This window comes from Niallia yueguangensis (genome assembly GCF_052663115.1).
On the sequence record NZ_JBQTCX010000001.1, the window covers coordinates 127,864 to 154,157 of the forward strand.

At 36.4% G+C, this 26,294-nt stretch carries 22 protein-coding genes; 15 read left to right on the forward strand and 7 right to left on the reverse strand.

All coding sequences use genetic code 11. The features are described 5' to 3' along the window. Positions 1-345: 345 nt before the first annotated feature. The gene (locus tag ACTYA4_RS00640) at positions 346-1,104 is read right to left on the reverse strand and encodes a metallophosphoesterase family protein (RefSeq protein WP_443479605.1); all 759 of its coding nucleotides are present in this window, start codon (positions 1,102-1,104) and stop codon (positions 346-348) included. A gap of 316 nt (positions 1,105-1,420) precedes the next feature. Here ACTYA4_RS00640 and ACTYA4_RS00645 point away from each other — a divergent pair, with 316 nt between their 5' ends. From ACTYA4_RS00645 to ACTYA4_RS00655, 3 genes are all read left to right on the forward strand, one after another. After that, positions 1,421-1,966 carry a cupin domain-containing protein gene (locus ACTYA4_RS00645; RefSeq protein WP_445505408.1) on the forward strand — a complete coding sequence of 182 codons (546 nt, stop codon included), beginning with the start codon at positions 1,421-1,423 and terminating at the stop codon, positions 1,964-1,966. Between the two features lie 21 nt (positions 1,967-1,987). Continuing rightward, positions 1,988-3,319, forward strand: a complete 1,332-nt coding sequence (dsdA, locus tag ACTYA4_RS00650; protein ID WP_443479607.1) for a D-serine ammonia-lyase — start codon at positions 1,988-1,990, stop codon at positions 3,317-3,319. Positions 3,320-3,449: 130 nt separating this feature from the next. Continuing rightward, a complete protein-coding gene (locus ACTYA4_RS00655; protein ID WP_443479608.1) occupies positions 3,450-5,162 on the forward strand; it encodes a glycosyl hydrolase family 18 protein in 1,713 nt (570 codons plus the stop codon). Positions 5,163-5,225: 63 nt separating this feature from the next. Here the strand turns inward: ACTYA4_RS00655 and ACTYA4_RS00660 are convergent, their stop codons facing one another. Then, positions 5,226-5,696, reverse strand: coding sequence for a FixH family protein (locus ACTYA4_RS00660; RefSeq protein WP_443479609.1), 471 nt, complete (start codon positions 5,694-5,696; stop codon positions 5,226-5,228). Next, positions 5,689-7,053 (reverse strand): PepSY-associated TM helix domain-containing protein, encoded by a 1,365-nt coding sequence (locus ACTYA4_RS00665; RefSeq protein ID WP_443479610.1) that lies wholly within the window; start codon positions 7,051-7,053, stop codon positions 5,689-5,691. The genes ACTYA4_RS00660 and ACTYA4_RS00665 overlap by 8 nt, the downstream gene beginning before the upstream one ends. Before the next feature lie 574 nt (positions 7,054-7,627). Here ACTYA4_RS00665 and ACTYA4_RS00670 point away from each other — a divergent pair. The 6 genes from ACTYA4_RS00670 to ACTYA4_RS00695 all read left to right on the forward strand — a co-directional run bounded on the left by ACTYA4_RS00670 (position 7,628) and on the right by ACTYA4_RS00695 (position 16,721). After that, a complete protein-coding gene (locus tag ACTYA4_RS00670) occupies positions 7,628-8,041 on the forward strand; it encodes a CoA-binding protein (protein ID WP_443479611.1) in 414 nt (137 codons plus the stop codon). Between the two features lie 736 nt (positions 8,042-8,777). Next, positions 8,778-10,757, forward strand: a complete 1,980-nt coding sequence (gene parE, locus ACTYA4_RS00675) for a DNA topoisomerase IV subunit B (RefSeq protein WP_443479612.1) — start codon at positions 8,778-8,780, stop codon at positions 10,755-10,757. Further along, positions 10,754-13,180 (forward strand): DNA topoisomerase IV subunit A, encoded by a 2,427-nt coding sequence (gene parC, locus ACTYA4_RS00680; protein WP_443479613.1) that lies wholly within the window; start codon positions 10,754-10,756, stop codon positions 13,178-13,180. The genes parE and parC overlap by 4 nt, the downstream gene beginning before the upstream one ends. Before the next feature lie 494 nt (positions 13,181-13,674). Then, positions 13,675-14,427: an AAA family ATPase gene (locus ACTYA4_RS00685; protein WP_443479799.1), complete on the forward strand. Its 753-nt coding sequence runs from the start codon at positions 13,675-13,677 to the stop codon at positions 14,425-14,427. 276 nt (positions 14,428-14,703) lie between these two features. Next, complete coding sequence (locus ACTYA4_RS00690; RefSeq protein WP_443479614.1) at positions 14,704-15,462, forward strand: YybI family spore inner coat protein; 759 nt, start codon at positions 14,704-14,706, stop codon at positions 15,460-15,462. Positions 15,463-15,611: 149 nt separating this feature from the next. Then, complete coding sequence (locus ACTYA4_RS00695) at positions 15,612-16,721, forward strand: AbrB family protein (RefSeq protein ID WP_443479615.1); 1,110 nt, start codon at positions 15,612-15,614, stop codon at positions 16,719-16,721. A 282-nt stretch (positions 16,722-17,003) separates the two neighbouring features. Here the strand turns inward: ACTYA4_RS00695 and ACTYA4_RS00700 are convergent, their stop codons facing one another. Next, positions 17,004-17,753: an SDR family oxidoreductase gene (locus ACTYA4_RS00700; protein WP_445505409.1), complete on the reverse strand. Its 750-nt coding sequence runs from the start codon at positions 17,751-17,753 to the stop codon at positions 17,004-17,006. A 108-nt stretch (positions 17,754-17,861) separates the two neighbouring features. Here ACTYA4_RS00700 and ACTYA4_RS00705 point away from each other — a divergent pair, with 108 nt between their 5' ends. Next, positions 17,862-18,425, forward strand: a complete 564-nt coding sequence (locus ACTYA4_RS00705; protein ID WP_443479617.1) for a TetR/AcrR family transcriptional regulator — start codon at positions 17,862-17,864, stop codon at positions 18,423-18,425. A 214-nt stretch (positions 18,426-18,639) separates the two neighbouring features. Here the strand turns inward: ACTYA4_RS00705 and ACTYA4_RS00710 are convergent, their stop codons facing one another. After that, entirely contained in the window at positions 18,640-19,551 is a 912-nt protein-coding gene (locus ACTYA4_RS00710) for a LysR family transcriptional regulator (RefSeq protein ID WP_443479618.1), read from the reverse strand. A gap of 129 nt (positions 19,552-19,680) precedes the next feature. Here ACTYA4_RS00710 and ACTYA4_RS00715 point away from each other — a divergent pair, with 129 nt between their 5' ends. From ACTYA4_RS00715 to ACTYA4_RS00725, 3 genes are all read left to right on the forward strand, one after another. Next, the gene (locus ACTYA4_RS00715) at positions 19,681-21,003 is read left to right on the forward strand and encodes an aspartate aminotransferase family protein (RefSeq protein ID WP_443479619.1); all 1,323 of its coding nucleotides are present in this window, start codon (positions 19,681-19,683) and stop codon (positions 21,001-21,003) included. A 68-nt stretch (positions 21,004-21,071) separates the two neighbouring features. Then, a complete protein-coding gene (gene cysE / locus ACTYA4_RS00720) occupies positions 21,072-21,557 on the forward strand; it encodes a serine O-acetyltransferase (RefSeq protein WP_443479620.1) in 486 nt (161 codons plus the stop codon). 393 nt (positions 21,558-21,950) lie between these two features. After that, on the forward strand, positions 21,951-22,307 hold the full coding sequence (locus ACTYA4_RS00725; RefSeq protein ID WP_443479621.1) for a hypothetical protein: 357 nt from the start codon (positions 21,951-21,953) through the stop codon (positions 22,305-22,307). A gap of 47 nt (positions 22,308-22,354) precedes the next feature. On the opposite strand, the gene ACTYA4_RS00730 is transcribed toward ACTYA4_RS00725, so the two are convergent. Then, positions 22,355-22,588, reverse strand: a complete 234-nt coding sequence (locus ACTYA4_RS00730) for a hypothetical protein (protein WP_443479622.1) — start codon at positions 22,586-22,588, stop codon at positions 22,355-22,357. 228 nt (positions 22,589-22,816) lie between these two features. On the opposite strand from ACTYA4_RS00730, the gene ACTYA4_RS00735 reads away from it, so the two are divergent. Beyond that, a complete protein-coding gene (locus ACTYA4_RS00735; RefSeq protein WP_443479623.1) occupies positions 22,817-23,785 on the forward strand; it encodes a CobW family GTP-binding protein in 969 nt (322 codons plus the stop codon). A 120-nt stretch (positions 23,786-23,905) separates the two neighbouring features. On the opposite strand, the gene ACTYA4_RS00740 is transcribed toward ACTYA4_RS00735, so the two are convergent. Further along, positions 23,906-24,883 carry a DUF3800 domain-containing protein gene (locus ACTYA4_RS00740; RefSeq protein ID WP_443479624.1) on the reverse strand — a complete coding sequence of 326 codons (978 nt, stop codon included), beginning with the start codon at positions 24,881-24,883 and terminating at the stop codon, positions 23,906-23,908. A gap of 650 nt (positions 24,884-25,533) precedes the next feature. Between ACTYA4_RS00740 and ACTYA4_RS00745 the strand changes: the two genes are divergently transcribed. Next, positions 25,534-26,187: a TetR/AcrR family transcriptional regulator gene (locus ACTYA4_RS00745; RefSeq protein WP_443479625.1), complete on the forward strand. Its 654-nt coding sequence runs from the start codon at positions 25,534-25,536 to the stop codon at positions 26,185-26,187. Positions 26,188-26,294 lie beyond the last annotated feature (107 nt).

Consider the following 26,294-nt stretch of genomic DNA (forward strand, 5'->3'; position numbering starts at 1 on the left):
CCTAACTTGGTATTTATATGGAACTCTTTGATCTTTTAGAAAAGATAAATAAAAAAATGAAAAACCAAAAGAGGAAGCGAAAATGAAAACAGCTTTCTCTTTTGGTTTGGTTATTTTAATTATTCGTATAATATAAAATGCGATAGTACGTTTATTTCTTCGATCGTTGATAAGTTCTAATAAGGTTGTTTAACTTTGAAACCATGAAGCCGCATTCTTACGTTGTAATTTTATCCTATTTTAAAATAGAGTTGTTTAATAAATATAAAAAATCGTAGTTTATAATGAACCGTTATTTTTGGTCATTTGAACTATTTTTTCAATAGATATTTTTCTCATTTTAATTTATTTTTTTGACATTTTTTCTAGTAATACCATTGATTCTTCCTCATTTGGAATGTGAAGAAAATTATTTTTAATAAAATCTTCAGCAGTTGGATAGTTACTCATTCTTATATCTCTTGCTGCTCTTTCAAAGTCATATTGCGTTTGTTTAAATTCAATCCCATCTGAATTAATAAGTAGCCAATATGCACCTGGTCGCTTCGCAAAGGGCATCCCAACACTTCCTGAGTTAATGATACTCGTTTTCCCGAGTTCTATCTTGAATTGTATATGAGTATGCCCACACACAACAATTGGTTGCTCAACATGAGCGAAGAGTGTTTCAAGCCGTTCTTTTGAGGACAGGGGAGTAAAAATATCTGCATCACTTTCTGGTGTCGCATGACAGAATAAAAGATCACCGAGATTTTCCATATGAATCTCCGTAATGCTTTGCAAGCTCGAAAGAAATTCAAGATGCTTATCAGTTAATTCATCAGCTACCCACTGTTGGGTTTTACGACCTTGTTCTGATAATTGGAGCAACCTTAATCCTATTGATGCTTCGACAACTTCTCTATCACCATTTCCACTAATAAATTTAACTTTTATTCTTTTACGTAAATTCAGTAGACAATCCAGTGTTTGAACAGGCATCGGTCCTGAGACTATGTCACCTCCAATTATAATCAAATCTGGCTGTATTGTTTCAAGTTCATCAAGAACTGCTTTTAGCGCTGGAAAGTTACCATGAATATCATAGAGCGTAGCAATTTTCATTTTTATGAACCCCCTTACTTATTAATTTATCTAAATGTTCGTAGCGTTTTCCTTCCAAATCAAATAATGGGAAGATACGGATTTCTTCTATAGCAACCCCTTAATAACTCATTTAGCGTTGTTATATGCATACTACCACAGTTAGTTGAAAATTTTAACATTTTTGAAAGGTGATTTTTTAGATAAGAAGGAATATGTATGTAAATGAAAGAATTTTTAGTATAATGAAAAAATATCTCTTCACAATATGAAAGATTAATAATATATAATTATAAAATCTTGTAAGTTGGAAAGGAAAATGAAAGGAACCAGGTGAATGAATTTAGGTGAAAAAATAAAAGACATACGAAAACAAAAACGGTTAACGATTGCAGATGTTGCATTAAAAACAGGTCTGTCTAACGGGTATATTAGTAATGTGGAACGAAATTTAAACAGCCCGACCATTGAAAACTTACGAAAGATTGTTCAAGCATTATCTACTACACTTGTAGAATTTTTTCAGGATCAGCAAGAGAATTCCAGAGTTGTTCGTAAAGATGAGCGTGTCACCATCATGAAAGCAAATGACCAATCAACCTTTTATGAGCTTTTATCTCCATCTGGAAATAAAGAAATGGGAGCAGTGCTTGTAACATTAAAGCCAGGTGCAGCTTCTGGAACAGAACCTCATTCCCATAGAGGAGAAGAATTTGGTTTTGTTATAAAGGGAAGCATGTTTTATCAAATTGGTAACGAAACATATGAGCTGGAAGAAGGAGATAGCATTTATTACGATGCGAGTATTCCTCACTATTATAAAAATAATGGGAAAACGGAATGCATCAGTATTTGGGTAGTGACGCCACCTACATTTTCATGAAAAAGGAAAGGAGGAGAAAACATGTCGTTTGAATTTATCACCTCATTACAGAGATCATTTCCGCTAGTAAATAATATAAAAGAATATGACGAAGTATTTTGGATTAATGAGGATGCGTGTAAAGGAAATTCTGTTACGGCCATTAAGAAAGTGGATATAAAGGGAGCTATTAGTAGATTGGAGCGTTTTGCTCCTGTAATAAGTACATTATTTCCTGAAACGAAACCAAATCATGGCTTGATAGAATCTTCCCTTCTAGAAGTACCGAACATGAAACAATATATGGAAAAAAGCAAGAATACGCTGTTTCCTGGAAAATGGTATTTAAAATGTGACCACGCTCTCCCTATATCAGGATCGGTTAAAGCAAGAGGAGGAATATATGAAGTTCTGAAATTTGCTGAAAGCATAGCAGAACAAGCTGGAAAATCACAAAAAGGACAATGTTATACAACACTTCTTTCTTCCGAGATGCAATCACTTTTTCAAAAATATACGATTATCGTCGGTTCAACTGGGAATTTAGGGTTAAGCATTGGCATTATTAGCAGAAAATTAGGTTTTCAAGTCGTTGTACATATGTCAAAAGATGCAAAACAATGGAAAAAACAAAAACTGCGGGAAATTGGTGCAACAGTAATAGAGCATGAGGAAGACTATAGTGTAGCAGTGGAACAAGGAAGAAAAGAAACTGAAAATAATCCTTCCAGCTATTTTATTGACGATGAAAATTCCGAGCATTTATTTGAAGGGTATGCAGTTGGTGCGTATCGACTGCAACAACAACTGGAAGAAAAACAGATAAAAGTAGATGAACAGCATCCGCTGTTTGTATATTTGCCATGTGGAGTTGGCGGTGCGCCTGGCGGCATTACTTATGGATTAAAAAAAATTTTTGGCGAACATGTTCATTGCTTTTTTGCAGAACCAACCCATTCTCCAGCCATGTTGACTAGATTATATACCGGTATGGAGGATATTTCTGTGCAAGATTTAGGCATAGACAATCAAACGGAAGCAGATGGATTAGCAGTTGGGAAAGCTTCTAATTTTGTAGCAGGACATATTGGTACGCTCATAAATGGATGTTATACTGTTTCCGATTCTTCGCTTTTTCGATTGGTGGCTGCTTTATATCATACAGAGCAGCAATACTTAGAGCCTTCTGCCTTGGCAGCATTTTATGGACCAATTGCACTTAATAGTAATACAGGCAATAGCTATATAGAGAAATATAACCTTACGCATAAAATGAATAAGGCAACCCATATATTCTGGGGAACAGGCGGCAGCCTTGTTCCAGAAGAAATCCGTAAAAAACAAATAAAAATCGGAGAAACACTATCCTCATAAATAGTAGAAAAAGAACCATCAGAAAAAAATTCTTGGTTCTTTTTTATGTTAATAAGAAACTATTCATGCAATCGATTCGTCTTCTATAAGGGAGAAAAAACACCTACAGAATTACGCTAAGGAGGAAAAGATGGCAGAAATACAATTTCAAGCACATAAAAACAATAAAAAGAGACGAATAATTGTTGGATTCTGCATTGGAATATTTATGATAATGTCTAGCATTCTATTATTATTGTATCCTTTTGCGAGCAAGGAGAAAACGAATTATTTTACTGGTGAAAACCCTATTCTTCTAAATGGAAAACAAATCGGCAATGCAATGGTCATAAAGAAAAACGTCTATGTACCATTATCTGTTTGGCAACAAAATATTGATGACACCATTACATATGACACCAACAGCAACTCAGTGATTGTGACTACAAAAAATAAAGTGGTTCAGTTTCCTTCTAAGACTGTTTCTTACTTTGTGAATAATAAAGCAGTAGATTTGCAGTTTCCGCCGATTAAAGACAAAAATGGGGAAGTATATGTCGCGCTTGAACCTTTAGTAAATTTTTATCCCATTCAATATTCTGTTTTGAATGATGGTCAAGCAGTACTGTTAGAGCAAAATGGAGCAGAAAAAACAGAGGCTGCTGTGACTGGCAAAAAAGTCAATGAAAAATATATGAAGCTGCGATCAGAGGCAAGTCTTTTATCTCCTTATACAGAAGAAATTACGAATAATGAGACGGTTACGATGGAAAAAGAAGACGGAGATTTTTACTATGTCAGAAAAAAGAATGGCGTCGCTGGCTTCGTGAAAAAAGACATCATTCAGCTAGGAAAAACAGAAACAGTTCAAGTGAAAAGAGAAGAGCGTAAACCAAAATTATCTAAAGTGGATGGACCTATTCAGTTAACATGGGAAGCGGTTTATACAAAGAATCCAGATACTTCTAAGTTGGAAAAAATGGAAGGGGTTAATGTGGTATCACCCACTTGGTTTAAACTGTCCGGAAATAACGGGAATGTCAGCAACTTAGGATCAGCAGCATATGTAAAATGGGCTCATAAGCATAACTATCAAGTTTGGGGTTTATTTTCTAATGACTTTGATCCTGACAAAACACATCAAGTATTAAAAGACTATCAAAAAAGACAAAAAGTCATTCGTCAGCTGTTAGTTTACAGTAAAATGTATCATCTAGACGGAATAAATATTGATATCGAAAATGTAAATAAAGAAGACGGCAAATATGTCACCCAGTTTGTACGGGAATTGACCCCCTATTTACATGAAGCTGGGTTAACGGTATCAATGGATATTACTTTTATTGCAGGAGGAAATTATTCTGCCTTTTATGAAAGAGGACATCTTTCTGATATTGTCGATTATTTGGTAGTAATGGCCTATGATGAACATTGGGCAAGCTCTCCTACCGCAGGAAGTGTGGCCAGTTTTCCATGGGTAGAAGCAAACCTTGAAAATTTATTGAAGGAAGTACCGAATAAAAAGCTTGTGTTAGGAGTCCCTCTTTACGCAAGACTTTGGGAAGAAAAAGCCAATGGAGAAATCTCTTCTCAAAGCTTATCGATGGAGAAAGTAGAAGAATGGCTGAAAAAATATAAGGTAACACCAACCTATGATGAAACAACCGGACAAAATTACGCAGAATATTACGATAAAAAAACGAAATCAACGTACAAAATTTGGCTGGAAGACGAACTATCCTTGTCGAAACGAGCAAAACTGGTCGATAAGTATAAGCTAGCAGGAGTAGCAAGCTGGTCTCGTTATTTTGCTAGTGAAGAAGCGTGGACTTCATTGGCGCTGGGGGATGCTGAGAAAAAATAAAGCAGGAAAGTCCGGTTACTTTTATTAACCGGACTTTCCTGCTTTATTCTTTAGAACTTTCTATTAATGGTGATGATGCTCGTGTTCATTTTGTTTTGGAGCATCTTTTTGCAGAAATTTCTTATCACTTTCCGTCAGTTTGCCGACAATAAATTGTTTTGTAGGCATTATGATCGAACCGCCGTTACTAGCTGATACTTTAATAAAGTGTAGTCCTTCACGATCAAACTTCTTTTTCAAACTATACAGACCATTACCTTCTTCCATTACTGATTCTTTTTTACTTCGAAAAGATCCGTCTTGTTTCCATATTTCTACTTGAACATACTCTGCATGTTCGACTTTTTTTCCGGCTTGTGTAATCATAATTTTAATAGTTGTTTGTTTGTTTACTGCAAAAGATTCTGGGATCAATATGTTTGCATCAAGAGGTGATTCTTTTTTGTAGCTTTTTTCAATATCTTGTTTTAGTGAGCAAGCACTTAATACTATACTAATTAAACAAACGATCATAAACAAAATCCATTTATTCATTCATCAACTTCCTCACTCTCGGTATTCGTCGAATAATAAGCCAATCCATCAGTCCGACCACTAAAAGCGATAAACCGACAAGCGGGAACAAGATTGCAAGTACTGCCATCAGAATAAGAAAGTTTTTCTGTTTCCACATACTTGGAGCTTTTGGTGCCCCGATGGCTTTATTTGGTTTTCGTTTTAGCCATAAGTAGAACCCGCTGCAAACAACAAAGATAATTCCTAAGCAAATCATCAGACTTGCCAATTGGTTAAGGAGACCAAATTGCCATCCTTTATGCAATGTAATTCCCAGTGCAACGATTTTTCCAATCACTCCATAGTTTTCATAACGATAATCAGCAAGTACTGCTCCTGAATATTGGTCAATATGCATCGTTGCTTCATCTTGTGCTTTTGGAGGAAATGCGGACAACGTATAAACACCGTCTTTTGTACTCGGAATAAAAACGGTATAACTTGGGTGAATTCCTTCACGGTCCGCTATCATCACAACATCATCTATTGATAATGGAACAAAACCTTGTACTTTTGAAGTAGGAACGCCTAAAGTTTCTGCTGCCCATGGTACCTCTGCAATATCCTTTGTTTGAATTTTTGAGGTTGGAGCACTGCCTACCCAAATGGAAGGAGGGTAGCCTTTACCTGTATTGGTAGCGATTTGTTGAAAATTTGTTCCCCAGAAACCTGACCAAGGCAAACCTGTCATAATTAAAAAAAGCATTCCAGCGGTTAACCAAAAGGCAGGGACTGCGTGTAAATCTCTTGTTAGAATTTTTTTCCCTTTATGAAGCCTTGGAATAAGAATGCCGGAAATTTTGAAGTTTTTTTTAGGAAACCATAAATAAAGCCCAGTAACAATAAGTACTACAGCCCAACAAGCAGCTAATTCGACGATTCTGTCTCCGATTGTACCAGCCATTAGTTCGCCGTGAATTTCTTCAATTTTGTCCATGATTCTGTCTTTATTATTTAATTTTCCAATCGATTCCCCGGTGTAAGGGTTCATAAAAACGGTATATGTTTCATTGTTCATCGAAATCGTTACTTCACTAGAGCGGGTGCTATTTTCTCCTGGATGATACTTTGTAATCAAAGCATCAGGATATTGTTTTTTTACCGTATTCAATTGTTCGGATGCTGGGACTTTTTCTCCATTTGCTGTCACTTCATAGTACTCTTTATAAAGGACTTGTTCGATTTGTGGTTTAAACAAATAAATAGAACCAGTTATCGATAAAATAATAAGAAATGGGGCAAAAATAATGCCAGCATAAAAATGCCATCTCCATACAATGTTGTATAGAGAGTTTTGTTGATGTTGATTTATTGATTCTCTCTTGATAGCTTCCATTACATCATTACTCCTTCTTGCAGCAGTTATGGTGCATTTTTTGATAAATCTATAGCGACAGCTTCTGTAAATTCAGATTCTTGATTCGTTTTGATAAGCTGTGTAGTTAATAACAGTATTTACACTATAAGATTAGTAGAAAAGATTCAATCATTTTTTGATAAAAAATGTTGGGAATTGTTAATGGTCACATTTTCGTCACAATTTTAGTTTTCAAAAAGGAAGTGGATAAATTTCACAAATAGGAGATAATAGGATAAAATTCAATTATATGACGTAGTATTCTTTAAAAAAAAAGCTGTGCTAAAGCTCATTGTTGATATTGACACTTTGTTGATTGGAGCGGAAGGTGTGAGACTCCTGCGGGAAAAGCGAGTCAGAGGGAGACCCCACAGGCGCACAGCGCCGAGGAGGCTCCCGGACCGCCCGCGGAAAGCGAACGCCTGGAGAGGAAATCAACAGTCAAGTTTAACAGAGCAAAAAAATTGAATTTTTATTCAAAGGATAGAAACCGCTTTCTTGTTGGTTTTTATTCTGAGTGAAGGAAATTCAAAAAAAAAAGGAGAGATGCATCATGGCGATTGAAAATCCAAGTCGAGAAGAAATTGGTGAAATCTTAAAAAAAGCAAAAAGAATCGCGGTTGTTGGATTAAGCAATAATCCAGAGAAAACTTCTTATATGGTAGCAAATGCAATGAAAAATGCTGGCTATGAAATTATTCCTGTTAATCCAACAGTTGATGAAGTGTTTGGAGTAAAAGCAGTAGCTCGTTTATCCGATATAAAAGGACATGTTGATATTGTCAATATATTTAGAAGACCAGAACATCTTCCAAAAGTAGCAGAAGAATTTGAAAAAATCGATGCAGATGTATTTTGGGCACAATTAGGCATCATCCACGAAGAAACCTTTCATTCCTTAAAAAATAAAGGCTACACGGTAATTATGGATCGTTGCATTAAAGTGGAACATGCCTTCATGCGTTAAAAATTTCTTATAAAAAGTGGAATGGGATGACTGAATTTGCATCCTGATATTCCGCTTTTTTTCTGATTTTGTGAGTAGTTAAGTTTTTCAATACATAGGAGATTATTTTTATTACAATATGGACGAAAGTCACGAAGACGATTCACAGGTTTAGGTTTCCGGACGTTTTGAACAGCGTCATAAAGGGCTCCCTTTTTATTTGGACATATTCTGTGTTAACATAATATTGGTGTTTTTTAAAAACAGTGAAAAAAAATTCCTTTTTCTTTTTATTCTCTTCGTATATTATTTAGTTTACTTGATGCATTTTTTTACTTCATTCGAATGAAAAATGTCAAAGATGTCGTCGTTTACTAAAAAAAGTGGTATAATACTACATGCAGAACGTTTGTTCTTAATGTATCATATATAGACCTTAATAACGATGAGTTAGTTGCCATTTGGAAAGCTTAAAGTGTATGTAAGGTAAAAGAGAAGGTTATTCATGACCTTCTTTTCTTCTCGTCTAGTAAGAAAAGCGGAAGCGTCTTGTTCAGCCCTAAAGGAAAATGGTTATTTTTCACAAGGGCTAGACACTGGAGCTAGACAACTATCTGACTTTGGAATAATGGCTTTTCGAAAAAATATAGAAAATTAAAAGGAAAATGAAGTTATTAGACGAATACATAAACAATTGTTCGACATGTTTTATATAAAAAGTAAACATGTCGTTTTGGAAAGTGAAAGGGGTATGTCTGTGGCAAAAAATCAACAAACATTTGATTATAATGATGATGCCATACAAGTGTTAGAAGGGCTGGAAGCTGTAAGAAAACGCCCTGGTATGTATATTGGAAGTACGGATTCAAGAGGATTGCATCATTTAGTATATGAAATAGTTGATAACGCGGTGGATGAAGCATTAGCTGGCTTCGGCGATGCAATCATCGTGAAAATTCATCGTGATAATAGTATAAGTGTTCAAGATAAAGGCAGGGGAATGCCTACTGGAATGCATAAAACTGGAAAGCCAACACCAGAAGTCATTTTTACTGTGCTTCATGCCGGCGGAAAGTTTGGACAAGGCGGTTATAAAACGAGCGGAGGCTTGCATGGTGTTGGTGCATCCGTTGTGAATGCATTGTCAGAATGGGTTATCGTCAAGATTAGACGAGCTGGATTTGTTTACGAACAACGTTTTGAAGATGGTGGAAAACCTGTTATGACGTTAGAGAAAACAGGCAAGACAAACCAAACTGGAACAACGATTCATTTTAAACCAGATAAAACGATCTTTTCGACAACTACGTATAATTATGAAACGCTTTGTGAACGTTTAAGAGAATCTGCGTTTTTATTAAAAGGGTTAAAAATAGAATTAGTCGATGAAAGACACGGTCAGCAAGCTGTCTTCCATTATGAAAATGGCATTGAAGCTTTTGTTGAATATTTAAACGAAGAAAAGGATACACTTCATCCGGTAGTAAGCTTTGAAGGAGAAAGCAATGGAATTGAAGTCGAGTTTGCCTTTCAGTTTAATGATGGCTATTCCGAAAATGTATTATCATTTGTCAACAATGTCCGCACTAAAGACGGTGGGACACATGAAGCTGGCTCCAAAACTGCGATGACGAGAATGTTAAATGAATACGCGAGAAAAGTGAATCTTTTAAAAGAAAAAGATAAAAATCTAGATGGTTCGGATATTAGAGAAGGGCTTGCTGCTATTATTTCTGTTCGTGTACCAGAAGATTTGCTTCAATTTGAAGGCCAAACAAAAGGTAAATTAGGGACAAGCGAGGCTCGATCTGCTGTTGATGCGGTTGTATCAGAACATCTTGCTTATTTTTTGGAAGAAAATCCAGAAACAAGCTCTCTTCTAATTAAAAAAGCGATAAAGGCTTTTCAAGCAAGAGAAGCAGCAAGAAAAGCTCGCGAAGAAGCAAGAAGCGGTAAAAAAAGAAAACGGGCAGAAGCGGTTCTTTCCGGAAAGTTAACCCCTGCACAATCGAGAAATCCAATGAAAAATGAGCTTTATTTAGTCGAAGGGGATTCTGCTGGCGGTTCAGCCAAACAAGGAAGAGATAGACGTTTCCAAGCAGTGCTGCCTCTTCGCGGGAAAGTCATTAATACCGAAAAAGCAAAACTAGCTGATATTTTTAAAAATGAGGAAATCAATACGATCATTCATGCAATAGGTGCTGGAGTTGGCGCTGATTTTAATGTGGGTGATTCGAATTACGATAAAATCATTATTATGACAGATGCAGATACTGATGGCGCTCATATACAAGTACTTTTGTTAACCTTTTTTTACCGATATATGAAGCCCCTTTTAGAAGCTGGAAAAGTGTATATTGCCTTGCCGCCTTTATATAAAGTAAGCAAAGGTTCAGGGAAAAAAGAAGTGATTGAATACTCATGGAGTGATGACGATCTGCAGGATGCCATCAAAAAAGTCGGCAAAGGCTATATTTTGCAAAGGTATAAAGGTTTGGGCGAGATGAATGCAGACCAGCTTTGGGAAACGACGATGAATCCGGAAACAAGAACGTTGATAAGAGTAAAAATCGATGATATTGCCCGAGCAGAACGCCGTATCACGACCTTAATGGGCGATAAAGTAGAACCAAGAAGAAAATGGATTGAATCTAATGTTGCTTTCGGTTTAGAAGAAGAAAGCAATATTTTAGAAAATGAACATATTGTCGTGGCAGAGGAGGAAAGTTCATCATGAGTTCAGCAGAACAATTTCGTGATTTGCCTTTAGAAGACGTTCTCGGCGACCGTTTTGGACGTTATAGTAAATATATTATTCAAGAGCGGGCGCTGCCTGATGCTAGAGATGGGTTAAAGCCAGTACAGCGCCGCATCCTTTATGCAATGCATGAAGAAGGCAATACACATGATAAAAATTTCCGCAAATCTGCAAAAACAGTAGGAAACGTTATTGGCAACTATCATCCACATGGAGATTCCTCCGTATATGATGCCATGGTGCGGATGAGTCAAGAATGGAAAGTAAGAAATGTGCTTATTCAGATGCATGGAAATAACGGCAGCATTGACGGGGACCCGCCTGCTGCAATGCGTTATACGGAAGCTAGACTTTCTGCCATTTCAGCAGAACTGTTAAAAGATATTGAAAAAAGAACGGTGGAGTTTATTCCAAACTTTGATGATACCTCCAGTGAACCAACCGTTTTGCCTGCGAAATTTCCGAATCTGTTAGTAAATGGATCAACCGGTATTTCAGCCGGGTATGCAACGGATATTCCTCCACATCATTTAGGAGAAGTCATTGATGGGGTAATCGAAAGAATGGATCATCCAAACTGTACCGTTGAAGATATGATGAAGCATATTAAAGGTCCAGACTTTCCGACAGGCGGAATTATTCAAGGGATTGATGGAATAAAAAAAGCCTATGAAACGGGTAAAGGAAAAGTGATTGTCCGCGGGAAAACAGAGATGGAAGAAATTCGCGGCGGAAAACAGCAGATCGTGTTAACCGAAATACCGTATGAAATAAATAAAAGCAACTTAGTAAAAAAAATTGATGAACTACGTCTCGACCGCAAAGTAGAAGGCATCGCAGAAGTTCGAGATGAAACGGATCGAACAGGTTTACGTATTGTGGTGGAATTAAAAAAAGATGCAGATGCTAATGGGATCTTGCATTATTTATATAAAAATACGGATTTACAAATTACGTATAGTTTTAATATGGTAGCCATTCATAATAAAAGACCGAAATTAATGGGTATTTTAGAATTATTAGATGCTTATATTGAACACCAAAAAGAAGTGGTGACAAGACGGACTCAATATGATTTGCAAAAAGCAAAAGACAGGGAACATATTGTGGCTGGATTAATGAAAGCTTTATCGATTTTAGATGAAGTAATCGCAACGATCCGAGCATCAAAAGATAAACGAGATGCGAAAAACAATTTAATGGAGGCTTTTCAATTTACGGAGCCGCAAGCGGAAGCGATTGTATCATTGCAGCTGTATCGTTTAACGAATACGGATATTACGGCACTGCAAGCAGAAGCAGAAGAGCTGGCAAAAAAAATTGAAGAATGGTCATCTATTTTAGCTAGTGAAAAGAAACTAGTATCGGTCATAAAAAAAGAATTAAAAGACGTGAAAAAAAGATTTGCAACAGAAAGAAGAACGGTTATTCAAGCAGAAATTGAAGAAATAAAAATCAATCTTGAAGTATTGGTTGCAAGTGAAGATGTCATTGTGACGGTTACGAAAGAAGGGTATGTAAAACGGACGAGTCAACGATCTTTTGCTGCTAGTAATGGCCAGGACTTCGGCATGAAAGACAGCGACAGAATTTTACGGAAAATAGATGTAAATACGACAGATGTTCTGTTGTTATTTACAAACAAAGGAAACTACTTATATTGTCCAGTTCATTTACTTCCAGACATTCGTTGGAAAGATTTAGGACAGCATATTTCAAATATTATTCCTATTGACCGTGACGAATATATTATTCAAGCAATGCCAATAAAAGAATTTAATCCAGCACATTATCTTCTTTTCTTTACGAAAAATGGTATGGCAAAGAAAAGCGAATTAGTTAACTATAAAGCACAAAGATACTCTAAACCATTGGTCGCGATTAATTTAAAAGGTGATGATGAGGTAGTCGATGTGTTTGTAACGGATGGAACGTTTGAAGTGCTGCTTTCCACTCATTTCGGCTACTCTTTACGCTTCCATGAAGAAGAAGTCAATATTGTTGGTGCAAGAGCGGCAGGTGTAAAAGGCATTAACTTAAAAGCAGATGACTTTGTTACTGCTGGTAAATTAATAACGAATCCAAACGAAGAAAGTGTTGTCATCTTAACACAACGAGGCTCGATCAAAAAAATGAAGCTTTCTGAATTTGAATCATCTGGTCGAGCAAAACGAGGATTTATTATGTTAAGAGAGTTAAAATCAAATCCTCATAGAGTCGTAGGCATGGCAATTGTTACGAAACAGGATAAAGTGTCATTTGAAACAGAAAAAGGAATGGTTGAAGAAGTAGACGTAGAATCAATCCGCTTTAATGACCGATACTCCAATGGATCCTTTGTCATTGACGAAACAGATGCAGGAAAAGTATTGGAAATGTGGTCTGAGAGAAAACAGGAATAGATAATAAAGAGTACTTACGGAAAAGTAAGTGCTCTCAGGCTGTCGACAAACGCTCGCTTTCTTCGTTGTTCGCCTTACTCGGATGCTCATTACCCAACCACGGTAACTCCGCTCCTCCCAAGGCTTCACGCCTCGAAAGACAAACGTTTTCGATCAGCCTGCAGTGTCTGCAAAAATCACTTTGTCTGCACTCTTAGAGTACTTACGGAAAAGTAAGTGCTCTTTTTGTGGATAAGGGGCGGAGCTGCGTTTAGTTTTTATGACAAAAATAGTATAATTATTATCATATGTTTAAGCCAATATTTATCCTTATCAATAATGAGTGACAAATTGGATATATTAACTTTTTAATTTTTATATTTTCTTTTGATTAAGCTCTTATTTGAAGTACGGTGGATTATTGTAGAAGAAACCTTAATATTCACCTAAAATGGTTTTAAATAATAATAGTTAATTAGTATTATCTTCAAAACGAGGTGATTATTTAATTGGTCATGTTAAATCAAGATTCTCAATACATTAGGGCTGTCTATCTTAAAAGAGATCATATTTCATCTTATGATCATTTTCCGCTTAATCTTCCAGTCATTCGGAATTTCCAAGAATTAATATTTCATCCTAGTGTTACTTATATAATTGGTGAAAACGGAATGGGAAAATCAACTTTACTTGAGGGTATTGCTATTGCTTTAGGATTTAATCCAGAAGGAGGCACGTTAAACTTTAATTTTTCTAGTTATGAATCCCACTCGAATTTAGACGAATACTTCCGATTAGTAAAGGGAGTAAATAGGGCGGAGGATTATTTTTTCTTTAGAGCTGAAACTTTTTATAATGTAGCAACCAATATAGAGGATTTAGATAAGGAATCATCGTTTGGCCGTAAGATTATCGATTCCTATGGAGGAAAATCACTGCACGAACAATCTCATGGGGAATCTTTTTTTGCAGCGTTTATCGAACGTTTTCAAGGTAATGGTTTATATATCTTAGATGAGCCAGAAGCAGCCTTGTCACCATTAAGACAAATGTCGATGCTTGCTAGAATCAATGAGCTTGTTAATCAAGGGTCTCAGTTTATCATTTCAACCCATTCACCGATTATTATGGCTTACCCAAATGCTAAAATTATTCAGCTTACAGAAGACGGAATGAGTGAATCAACATTGGAAGACACAAATCATTATTCGATTATGAAACAGTTTTTTGCTGATAAAGATCGGTTACTGCACCATCTTTTCCAATAAAGGACGGTGCTAGTACGAGTTATTTATTCAATTGAATATATTAAGAGCGTGTTTTGATCGATCTTTTTTCAAAACACGCTCTTTCTCTTGTTCGTTTATCAAAGTTATTAGTATTAATTGGATCAAACTTTATTCCAAGTTACAATCTTTTGAAAATCGGTTGTTAAACGTCCCTCACTTGTTAGCTATTTCCTGTCGATTTTTTCTTTTTCCTGTCTTACATGTTTTTTCCATAAATGGACAACATAATTTTATGTTGAACGATGGAGGGATGGTATGAAAAAAGAACTGCTATTTGCTTTTACTGCTTTCTTTTTCTTATCGTTAAGTGCGATTACAGGTGCATATGCTTTAGAAAAAGAGGAAACAGCAACGACGATTTCAACAAATAAGGTTGATTTTCTTCATGATGGAAAAGAGGAAACGATTCATTTAATGGGTATTTCCATCGAAGAGGAAAAGGATTTATACAAAGAGGTCATATTAGAAGTTCAGGATACGAATGGTGTGAAGAAGCATGTTCAATTAGAGGGAGGATATAATCCATCTCTGCAAATTGTGAATATGGATCGAGAGAAACATCCTGCGATATTTATTAAAATATTTACAGATAAAAAAGGAAATAAACCTAATTTTTATTTATATACTTTCTCATCTAACGCATTAACAGAAATAATAATTCCTGAATTGCCAAGCATAACTAGTCAATTTAAAGCAGATTATAAAGCAGAATTAACGATTGAAGGGATGAAAACGTATTCTTTTAATTTATTTAAGCGAAAAGGCCATTATGATCAATTAGGTGTTTATCGTAAGGGGCAATTAAATGAACCGTCAGAGTTAATTGTGCAGCCATATTCTTCATTTCTTGCCATACGTTATCATCAAAAACCAGCATTTAAAGGAACACAAGTAATAAGCGGTATAGACGAAACAGATACCATTGCTTATATGGAAACGATTTGGACAAGAAATAAGGAGGATTGGAAGCTAGAAAAAATAAAAGTGACAGAAGTAAGCAAAAAAAGTCATTAGAATAATGGGGTTTGAATGTGCAAAAGGAGAGCCGTTTTTGATAGGGCATCTTCTTTTGCATTTTTTTATCATGTTTTTCTCAGACACCGCCTATTTTTGCTGATAATACCTTTATTCCTTTTTAATTAGTAGTATAATGGAGGTACTCGATGGACGTTAGGCTAGAAGGGAATATTGTGATGTCATTATTAAAACTTAGCTTTTCTGCCTGTATAGGCGGATTGATCTTTTATGTCTGTAATTTACCGTTAACCTGGCTGCTTGGCCCAATGATTGCGACGGTTATTTTTTGCAAAGTAACAAAACAATATCCGAAACTACCGTTTTCTTTTCGAAATATAGGGTTAATTTCCATTGGCTACTCGATTGGAATCACTTTTACTAAAGACACGTTTAACGAAATGGCCAGCCACTTACCATCCATGATAGCAATGACTGTTGCTATGATCGCTTTTAGTATTATTCTTGCATTTATCACAACAAAAATTACGCGTACGAATTATAAGTCTACAATTACAGGAAGTATTCCTGGGGGACTAACACAAATGACAGCATTATGTGCAGAATTAAAAGGCGTCGATCTTGCAGTGGTGACAATTATACAAGTAACAAGGATTATTTCCGTTGTTATGCTTGTGCCCTTTCTTGTTTATAGTCCGCTGCTGCATGGTAAGGAACATGCAGGGGGTGTGATTGTTCAGCAAGCAAATCCGTTTCATTGGACGATTCTTCTTTATCTACTTTTTGCATTTATTGCTGCAAAAGTTGTAGAAAAATGTAAGTTTCCAACCCCGTTTTTAATTGGACCGATGGTGGTGATAGCTGCACTTGTATTAGGAGGTATTCATGTGCCAACAGTACCTGTCAGCATCATCAGTATTTCGCAAATTTTAATCGGTATCGATTTAGGATTACGAGTGAAATTAGGAACCATTGAAAATAAAGCGGTATTTTCGACTGTTGCCATTGTTTCATCACTACTATTAGTTGCTTTTTCCTTATTGCTAAGCATTATCTTAATTAATTTGGATGATAATATTAGCATCATTACTGCATTTATCGGATTAGCACCAGGTGGTATTGCGGAAATGGCAGTATTAGGGCAAGCAGTGAATGAGGAATTGACAATCATTACAACCTATCAATTATTTCGATTATTATTTATCTTATTTTGTGTCCCACCACTAATGAAATGGACATTTCACCTATTGGATAAAAAAGAAGAAATGCGGATGCTAGTTTTAAAAAACAGTAAATAAAAAGGCAAAACCTGAATCTAATAATAGGGCAGGTTTTGCCTTTTTTGTCGTCTAGGAAATTGGACAGGTTTTTAATCCAGGTGCAGGTTGGGCTTCAAAAGGAACATATATTGTCTGTTCAATTAATTGGATTCTATATATAGCTGAATGGCTTATCACGAAATGCTTTGATGTATCTGCAGACTTAATCAGAGTATCGAACCGCTAACATTTATTGGGATTTTGCTGATCATTCATCAATGCCATCCTGTATTCCAGCATCTATTTGCACTCAAGGCTCATTCATTCTTTCGCCATCAAATTGGGAAGGAAGTCGGGGAAGTATTTACCAGCGAAACGCAAAAATTTTGAAAAACCAGGTACTACACGTTTTTTGTTTTTTTCCATACCTTTGATTCCATGCTTAACGAGAGTCTTCAAACTCATATTTGGACCTCCTTTCTGCATGTTCGGTTGAAGATTGGTTTCGGCAACGAGGGGTGGGACAAGCTCCATTACGTGAATATTTTTATTCGATTTCTTTAGCTGTATTCGAAGTGCGTCGGTAAACATATGCACGCCTGCCTTTGTTGCGGAATACACAGGATGAATGGGCGAAGTAATATAGGAAAGACCAGAGCTTACGGTTACGATTATTGCTTCCCTTTGTTTGGAGAATTGGGGAAGCAATGCTTTTGTCATCCATACGGTCCCGTTTAAATTCGTTTCGACTTCAGAAGTTGCCTGCTCTAGATCAATATTTTCATCTAGCATTTGAAATGGACGCATGATGCCTGCTGTGTTGATTAAAATATTGGCCTCGGGATAGTTTTCATTAATGAATGCTGCCATTTTGCGAACAGAATCCGCATTTGAAACGTCACCTTGAAGCCCGACTAGTCCTTTATTATCTTTTGTTATTTTATCGATGGTTTCTTGATTACGACCAACAACAATGACTTTATTGCCACGTTTCAACAATTCATTGGCAAAGGCAAGACCAATACCTGAGGTACCGCCTGTGATGATAATTGTATTTTTATTAAGCTCCATATAGATTCTCCTTTGCTAGTTACAAATTTTAATTTTTGTAACTAAGTAATAATATTAAGATATACTGTTAAGTTACAAAAGTCAATAGTTGTAACTGGAAGTGTTTGTATGTATAATGAATGCATGAAAAGTTTAAGCAGAGAACTAATATTGGAAACCGCTCACCGAATGGTGGCTGAACAAGGCATGGAGAAAGTTAATCTTTCAAAAGTCGCAAATGAACTAGGAACGACTCATGCGGCGATCTATAAGTATTTCACAGGAAAAGAAGAACTATGGACCGCTCTTGCAAGTTCATGGCTTAATCATGAATTGGCAATACTTTTTCCTTTTGAAACTGAAAATTATTCATCTACAAAGGAAATCGTTCATGACTGGCTATGGAGTTTAAGCGAATCCAAATATCAATCTTATTTACATGAGCCAGAAATGTTCAAGTTATATACTACCTATATTGATGGAAATCCAATTGTATGGGCCCGACACATTGAAGATTTAGTGGGAAGCTTAAAAGCGGCAAGTAAAATCGAAGACAACGGGCTTTTACATGCCCTTCTGTTGGCATTCTCCTGGTTTTCCGCACCTGCCTTTGCAGAAAAGTGGTTACTGATTGATATTAAAAGAGAATTTGAAGGGGTCTGGAAGCTGATTGAAGCGGGGATATTGGAATAACAGCGATATTTGGCGGATGGTGTTTATGGTGCGGCTAGATATAGTAATATCCTCCTGCTATACATCGCCAAGGGCCTATAACTTGCCGTTACAGACAGCGCGGTGAACCGTACCATAAGTGAAGCGTTTTAGTAATAAAATAGACAACTAACTTTGGTTTTTTTTCACATACCAAAGTTAGTTGTCTATTTTTATTTTTCACATCGATTCACCACTAATGATCAGTGAACACACGTCTCGATTGTTCATTGATCGCTTCGGTAACAATCTGTATGGAACGAAGTGTCGTTTGAGACCTGCGAGCAACAAGGTAAATATGGCGTGTCAATTCTGGTTGTAGGTTTAGAAGATGAACACCTTCTACCTGCTCTGTTACTGCTAGTTTCGGTAGAATGCCAATAGCAAGATTATGAGCAACCACTGTCTGTATGGACGAATAGCTCTGAAAGATATTCATAACATTTGGTTGGAACCCAGCAGTTCGACACAGGTTCTTTGTGTATTCTGAAAGGTAGGTACCATCAGGCTCTATTACCCAATTCTCCTCCATAAGCACATCTATACTGACATGAGGGTGGTCTATCAGTGGATTTTCATCACCGACTAGAACCATCAGACGGTCTGTTCCAAGTTTGATGAGACGTCGATCGTTTTGCTTGAGCGAATGAGGCTTTTCAAAATAAGCGACAACAGCTAGATCAAATTGATGGGAGTCAAGCGCAGGAAGACTCCCATCCGGTTCCATTTCTGATAACCTAATCTGAAGCTCAGGGAATCTTTTCGACAATTTCGATACAGCTGGAATAACAATTGCACGCAAAGCACTTGAGAAGGAGGCAATCCGAACAGTCCCCTGAATGACGTCAGAAGTGTCACTTAGAGAGTTCTCAATCAATTCAAGCTGATTAAGCACTGGTTTAACCTGTTCCACCAGAGCGCGCCCCGCATGTGTTAATTGAACTCTTCGTCCCACTTTTTCAAACAAAATTGTATTGGTTTCTTTCTCCAGAAGGTTAAGCTGTTGCGATACAGTTGCTGTGCTAATATACATGACTTCGGCAACACGATGCATGGTTCCTAATGTTTCAAATTGTACAAGTAATTGTAATCGCCAAGTGTTGAGCATTTGATTCCTCCTTTCAGCATAACTAAACATATTGTTAAGGAAAACTTGATTGTTTTGTGTTTAATATTAATTAATAATAAACATTAAGTACATTAAGAGCAAATTTATGAAGGAAAGCGAGGAAGAAAAATGATGAATCCATATGAAAAAAGAACGAATCCTTGGGGGGACGTGGAACGACACGTTGGAAGATATGGTGCACCATTCTTCATCCCAGAAATAATCGACCGTGCCGAGGGGAGCTATGTATACACGGAAGAAGGAAGAAAAATCTTAGACTTCACATCGGGTCAGATGTCCTCGACAATCGGCCATTCTCATCCTGATGTGGTGGCAACTATACGTGAAGCCGCTGGTCGACTCGATCATCTGTTCAGTGGGATGCTTTCAAGACCTAGCATTAACCTATGTACACACATTGCCCAGACAGTAACGGCTCCTCTATCCAAAGTCATCCCTCTATCGACTGGTTCGGAAGCGAATGAAGCTGCATTAAGAATGGCAAAGTTGGTCACAGGGAAGTTCGAGATTGTCTCCTTTAACCGATCATGGCATGGGTTAACAGAAGCCAGTGCAGGAGCAACGTATGCTTCTGCTCGAAAAAGTGGATTACCTGGCTCACCCGGACAGTTGGCCATTCCCACTCCTTATGACTATCGGCCAGATTTCGTGGATGAAAATGGGAATCTTGATTGGCAGAAACAGCTAGATTATGGTTTTGCAATGGTCGATGCCCAATCTGTGGGTAGCTTGGCAGCGTGCATCGTAGAACCAATTGTATCTGGTGGTGGCATCCTTGTTCCTCCGCCCGGATATTTAGCTGCACTTAAGAAAAAATGTCAGGAGCGAGGAATGCTCTTAATCTTTGATGAGGCGCAAACAAGCTTTGGTAGAACAGGGCATTGGTACGGTTTCCAGCACGACGGTGTAACCCCAGACATTTTGACATTATCAAAAACACTTGGCGCAGGACTACCACTTGCTGCTCTCGTGACAACAGAAGAAATTGAGCAAAAAGCCCATGATAATGGTTTTGTATTTTACACTTCGCATGTCAATGATCCACTCGTAGCAGCTGTTGGGTGCACGGTCATGAATGTAATTGAACAGGAGAGTCTCCTTGTACAGGTCCGAGAAAAAGGGGAATATCTAGCTGCAGTACTAAAAAAGATGGTGCAAACACATGAAGTCGTCGGCGATGCTAGAGGGCGAGGTCTGCTGCAAGGAATCGAGATTGTAAAGGATAAGATTAGCAAAGAACGCTCAGAAGAGATTGGTGATCGAATTACGGCACGATGCCTTGAGTTAGGTCTCCATATGAACATTGTCTGTTTGCCTGGTATGGGTGGGGTTTTCCGAATAGCGCCACCGCTCACTGTGAGTTACGAAGAGCTGGATGAAGGACTTTCCATTCTTGATCAAGCCATTACGGATGTGGAGAACACGTTATGAAACTACTGAAAATGAGCAACAAACCATTTCTGTTCAAGAGGAAATCATCTTTTTGGGAGGAGGTCAGAATGGTTCGGGACTACGATCCTTCCGTTACCTCGAACACTCAGGTGATTCTCACATATTCTGGATTACATGCAGTTTGGTTTTACCGGTTATCCCATCTATTGTGGACGAGGAATCATCATTTAGCTGCACAGTTGATTTCGCAGCTTGCTCGTGTGCTAACAGGGGTAGAAATTCATCCTGCAGCAACCATTGGGAAAAGACTACTGATTGATCATGGAACAGGGATTATTATCGGAGAAACAGCTGAGATTGGTGACGATGTTATTATTTATCAAGGTGTCACACTTGGAGGCGTAAGTAATAAGCCAGGAAGACGTCATCCGAAGATAGGAGATCGTGTCTTTATCGGCGCAGGAGCTGCAGTTTTAGGAGCAATCACAATAGGAGAAGGCGCAAAAATCGGAGCCTTGGCTCTTGTTTTGAAGGATGTTCCAGCTCAACATACAGCAGTAGGCAATCCAGCAAGAATCATATCACCGAAATAGCTTTTAGAAGAGTACTGCACCACTAGCTAATGGAGATGATACGGATTTATATATTTCTAATATTGGTGTAGATACTGTCGATTCACTTTCTGGAAATTTTATAGTTAATAAATATAATGAAAAGGGTAACTGGGTTCTTGTTAGACAAATAAGTATTAGCGCTAAGAACATAAAACCAGGAAAGAAGCTACTAAAATCAGTTCATAATCCTCAAACACATGGATATGAACAACAAGTTATATCATTTGTAGCAAAAGATGGAAAAGATGTTACAACAAGTACTGCAAGTAAAATACAAGGGTTAAAAATCCATATAATTGGAGAAGTATTAAAACGTTAGCTGATTATACATACAGACATGCTCCAGACTTTGGGTTATCAAAATATGAAGAAATGGGATATTCCAAAAAAGCGAATAATTTTTATAACAATAGAAAGAATGCTGGTTATGAATATTTTAAAGGAAATGATGGTAATATTAGGGTTTATCAAATTTCCACAAATTCTGATTCAATTTTTATTAAATATGGTCATGATAGCAAGGATATTCCTGTAATTGAAATGGTGCAAAGTGGGAAAGGGCATGAATTACCCAATTCCTATGTAGTAAAAATTAATGTTACACCACAGAAAAAAGGAATATTAGGAAGAGACACTATCACTTTTGGAGTAGAACCAAACAAAAATGAAAAAGGGAATATTGAAATAAGAATGTTAGATTATAAACACACTGCTGGATCAGAGAAATAAGAAATAAAAAAATTTCATATTAAAAGGGTGTCAGAATACGACACCCTTCATGTTTTATCAATTAAATCCTTCAGCAGTATATAGTCATCAGTATACGCTTGGTAGACTCTCACATAAAATTCAGCTTCGTTATTGTCTCCATCTCCAGCGCCACTTATATTTTTAGCTAATAATCTATTTTTAAAGTTATCTATTCTTACATATGCATTCTTTACTATGAGTCTTACATCTTTTTTACGAGAATTTGATATAATAAATAATTCATCCTCCAATTGTTGCATACGAATTTTTCCGTTATTACTAAGAGAATGATCATAAAGAGGATACAGAGCAATCTTTCTTGCTTTAGATGTATTAAGTGAATTTTACATCATTAATTTAATGATAGAAGAAAGGATCTTTCATTCGTATACACTCTACATAAAGCTAATCGCATATTTACACATTTTTTTCGGGTTAACGAACAGGTTCATCACCAGTGATTCAAATCAAATAAGGGGGAAAATGAATTGAAAATAATTCCTGTATATGCCCTATCAGGATTTTTGGGTAGTGGAAAAACGACTTTATTAACCGGTATGTTAAATTATCTTAAACAGCAAGGGAAACGACCGGCTGTTATCATGAACGAGATAGGAGATGTAAATATAGACGGGCTTTTAGTAGATCATGATGTGCCGATGACAGAAATGTTAAACGGGTGTATTTGCTGTACGATAAGAGAAGATTTGGGTGCGACTCTTTTAAACATGTACCACCAATTCCAACCAGATATTATTATCATTGAGTCAACCGGGATCGCCAATCCACTGGAGCTCATCGAAGGAATTACAAATGTTTCTTTAAAAGTTGATATTGAGTTAAAACTTGTAACAACAGTTGTCTCAGCACCGCATTTTCTTGCGCTTACGCATGAAAGAAGAAAGACGCGCCGCCTTATGGAGGAACAAATTCGTTGTGCCGATTTACTTCTCCTTAATAAAACAGACCAACTTACAGACGAGCATAACCAAAAAGTCAAAAACCAGCTTATGCAATTAAACCCGCATGCTAATATTATAGAAACATTACGTTGTGACATAGATATGGACGTGCTGTTTACTTCTATCCATAGAGAAGGAGAACTTCGTGGTCAAAATGAACAGCAGTATCCTTCTATTGAAAAAGCGAGCGAGTATACTCATCATCATACGCATAACCATGTCATGACTTATACGCATCGATTTGATGGAGCGGTCGATCGTCAAAAATTTAAGAAACTGTTTAGTGAAATACCTTCTGAAGTGTATCGAGCAAAAGGGGTGATTAAATTCATAGAGGATCATGAGCAATATTTATTTCAATATGCCTATAGGGAAATAGAATTTGTAAAAATAAACCTTCAACAGTCTGTAGAACCAGTAGCCGTTTTCATTGGAGATCATTTTGATAAGATGCAGGTAAAGCGTGCTATTCATGAACTTGCTGTTAATATTTGAACAAGTAATTTATTGTAATAAAAATTTCAAAAGAGAAGGCAAATAAAAATGACCTCCTTAATTAGCTATCAAATCAGTGATTTTATTGGTAAATTAAGGAGGTTATATTTTATTGATTTCTTATTTATATATATCTTCTAATAGGTATGTATTTCTTCCAATCCCATTAATTTGGTCTTTATATCCAAGCAGCTGCCTTAACCTTGTATTTGGATATTCCAGCATGACTCGTAACTCTTTGGTAGAAATTTCAGGATACTCTAACAATAACTTTTGAATTTTAGTTATTTCATTTATATCATAATTTGTTTTATACACTATAAAAGGGGAGAGGTATTCTGCAATATTTATTTGAGTCAATTCCTCATTTCCTGTCCATTTGAATAACCTTATTTGTTTTTGGAAACGATTGATATTATTTTCAACTGATAAAAAGCGATATATTAAGTCACTCTTCACTATAGAATGGTCAGATTGTTCTAAAAAACCTTGTTCTAACAAAAAGACTACTATTCCCATAAAAGTATCAACAATCTGTAGTGGGATAGACTTCTCTGAATCCTGTGATATTACCTTATTTACACGATAATTTTTATTCCTATAAGCAGAATGAGCATTCATTTGTTCAATGATTTTATCATTTAAAAACAATTTATCATATTCATCGTTGCTATCTATTTTTATCTTTACATTAACTAAGTCACTATTATTGCCAATGTGAGATAAATCACGTGTTAATCCATAAAAAAGCCTTTCAGGTATTTTAATATAGAACAGGTTTCGTAACTCAGTAGCCGACAATCCAATTTTATCTGCAGCAGAAAAGGCATCTTCATTATTAACTATTAATATATTAATTCTAATGTTCTCATTAATAACTGTATGTAATGTTTGAAAATATTTTTTTATATGAGTATCCTTTGTATATTCACGAAAATGAAGTTCTCTGTTAGACTGGCTCTTCTTATAAATTTTTCTAATTTGTTTTACAAGGTTGGCCAACGCATTATCTGTGCCACTATAAGCTCCATAATAAGAGAACTCTTTGTTAAATTGGTCAATTTTATTCGATTCGTCAAAATATATTAAGTAATTCATACCACACTTCCTAAATGTTTTGGTTGACTTACAATGTATAGATGTTATAATTGCATCATAAAATATATCGTATTACTTTCTCCGCTACCGTTTTGTAGAGCTGGTAATACATGCACGGAAATAGCTTTTCCCCGCTACCGACACGGCAGGGCTGAGCTATTTTTTCTTTTTTATTAGTCTAAAAAGTGTATAACCAATATATTCGTGCTCAAGTGAGCAAATAAAAATATGAAAAATTAATTCTTATACGTACTCATATGAGTGTATAAAAATTAACCGACTTTGCAAAAGAGTGTTCTTTAATACGGAATGCTTTTTTATTTTTATGCTTATTATACCAAACGTACGTTTGATAAGTATATATTATTTAACAATTCGTAAAATGTGCACTATATGAATTATAAAGGAATTGAACATTCACGGCTAAGTTATTCTACACACTGGATTGAGTAGGCTCAATATGATCCTGTATGTGCAGCCAAAATACGTGAAGTCAAAGATTGGATGAGATGCATCAAAAGAGTGATTCTAATACGTTTGTTTAAAAAGTCTAAAAGATAGTACTCGAGGAGATTGGTATAAATTGACATGTAACAATCTTACATGTATAATTTTGGTTAACATGAATGTCAATGAAAAGAGGGATACTTGTGTCACCACGTACAAAAGAACAAAATGAAGAAATTAGAAGACAGCGAAAACAGGAAATATTGCAAGCAGCCATACTTGTGTATGCGGATAAAGGATACTCAGCTACCGAGGTTGGTGATATTGCTGCAAAGGCCGGTCTTGCACGCGGTTTGGTGTATCATTATTTTGAGAACAAGCAAGCCTTGTTTCGTGAGTTGTATGAACATATGATGGGCAAGACCAAAAGGACGACTGTTTCCCATTTCGAGCAGAAAGGATCTGCACTGGAATTGCTAAGCGAGTATGCACGGTTAGTTTGCAGGAAAGTTCTGGAAGAACCAGCGATATCACGCTTTTATATGCGCATCAGTCTAGATATCCATTTTTTGTACACGGAAGAACAATTCTCTTCCTTTGAATGGGTGAAGGATTTCATTCAGCCTATGACATCTACCATTGAAAAGGGCATGAAGCAAGGAACAATTCGTCAAGGGAACCCGAGCCTCATAGCCATGCAATTCTGGGGAGCCATATCTCAAGGTATGAACTATCTGGGCCAATTGCAACAGGAACTTCACAAGAATGAGACTTCTGAACAAGAGATAAAAGATCAATTAATGGTTGTACTGGAGCAAGTGACGGAAACAGCTTTAGCTATCGTCATACCGGAGTAAATTTTTTTGCCCTTAATATTGACATTCGTGTAAATCAAAAAAAGAGGTGTATAAATGACATTAGTGACTATGAAGCAATCAGATTTTGATACATTAAGTGACGAAAG

Bases quoted from the DNA above. Each gene is read 5' to 3' on its own strand.
- ACTYA4_RS00640 (WP_443479605.1), bottom strand. From the start codon at position 1,104: ATGAAAATTGCTACGCTCTATGATATTCATGGTAACTTTCCAGCGCTA.
- ACTYA4_RS00645 (WP_445505408.1), top strand. From the start codon at position 1,421: ATGAATTTAGGTGAAAAAATAAAAGACATACGAAAACAAAAACGGTTA.
- dsdA (WP_443479607.1), top strand. From the start codon at position 1,988: ATGTCGTTTGAATTTATCACCTCATTACAGAGATCATTTCCGCTAGTA.
- ACTYA4_RS00655 (WP_443479608.1), top strand. From the start codon at position 3,450: ATGGCAGAAATACAATTTCAAGCACATAAAAACAATAAAAAGAGACGA.
- ACTYA4_RS00660 (WP_443479609.1), bottom strand. From the start codon at position 5,696: ATGAATAAATGGATTTTGTTTATGATCGTTTGTTTAATTAGTATAGTA.
- ACTYA4_RS00665 (WP_443479610.1), bottom strand. From the start codon at position 7,053: ATGGAAGCTATCAAGAGAGAATCAATAAATCAACATCAACAAAACTCT.
- ACTYA4_RS00670 (WP_443479611.1), top strand. From the start codon at position 7,628: ATGGCGATTGAAAATCCAAGTCGAGAAGAAATTGGTGAAATCTTAAAA.
- parC (WP_443479613.1), top strand. From the start codon at position 10,754: ATGAGTTCAGCAGAACAATTTCGTGATTTGCCTTTAGAAGACGTTCTC.
- ACTYA4_RS00685 (WP_443479799.1), top strand. From the start codon at position 13,675: ATGTTAAATCAAGATTCTCAATACATTAGGGCTGTCTATCTTAAAAGA.
- ACTYA4_RS00690 (WP_443479614.1), top strand. From the start codon at position 14,704: ATGAAAAAAGAACTGCTATTTGCTTTTACTGCTTTCTTTTTCTTATCG.
- ACTYA4_RS00695 (WP_443479615.1), top strand. From the start codon at position 15,612: ATGGACGTTAGGCTAGAAGGGAATATTGTGATGTCATTATTAAAACTT.
- ACTYA4_RS00700 (WP_445505409.1), bottom strand. From the start codon at position 17,753: ATGGAGCTTAATAAAAATACAATTATCATCACAGGCGGTACCTCAGGT.
- ACTYA4_RS00705 (WP_443479617.1), top strand. From the start codon at position 17,862: ATGTATAATGAATGCATGAAAAGTTTAAGCAGAGAACTAATATTGGAA.
- ACTYA4_RS00710 (WP_443479618.1), bottom strand. From the start codon at position 19,551: ATGCTCAACACTTGGCGATTACAATTACTTGTACAATTTGAAACATTA.
- ACTYA4_RS00715 (WP_443479619.1), top strand. From the start codon at position 19,681: ATGATGAATCCATATGAAAAAAGAACGAATCCTTGGGGGGACGTGGAA.
- cysE (WP_443479620.1), top strand. From the start codon at position 21,072: ATGGTTCGGGACTACGATCCTTCCGTTACCTCGAACACTCAGGTGATT.
- ACTYA4_RS00725 (WP_443479621.1), top strand. From the start codon at position 21,951: ATGGGATATTCCAAAAAAGCGAATAATTTTTATAACAATAGAAAGAAT.
- ACTYA4_RS00730 (WP_443479622.1), bottom strand. From the start codon at position 22,588: ATGCAACAATTGGAGGATGAATTATTTATTATATCAAATTCTCGTAAA.
- ACTYA4_RS00740 (WP_443479624.1), bottom strand. From the start codon at position 24,883: ATGAATTACTTAATATATTTTGACGAATCGAATAAAATTGACCAATTT.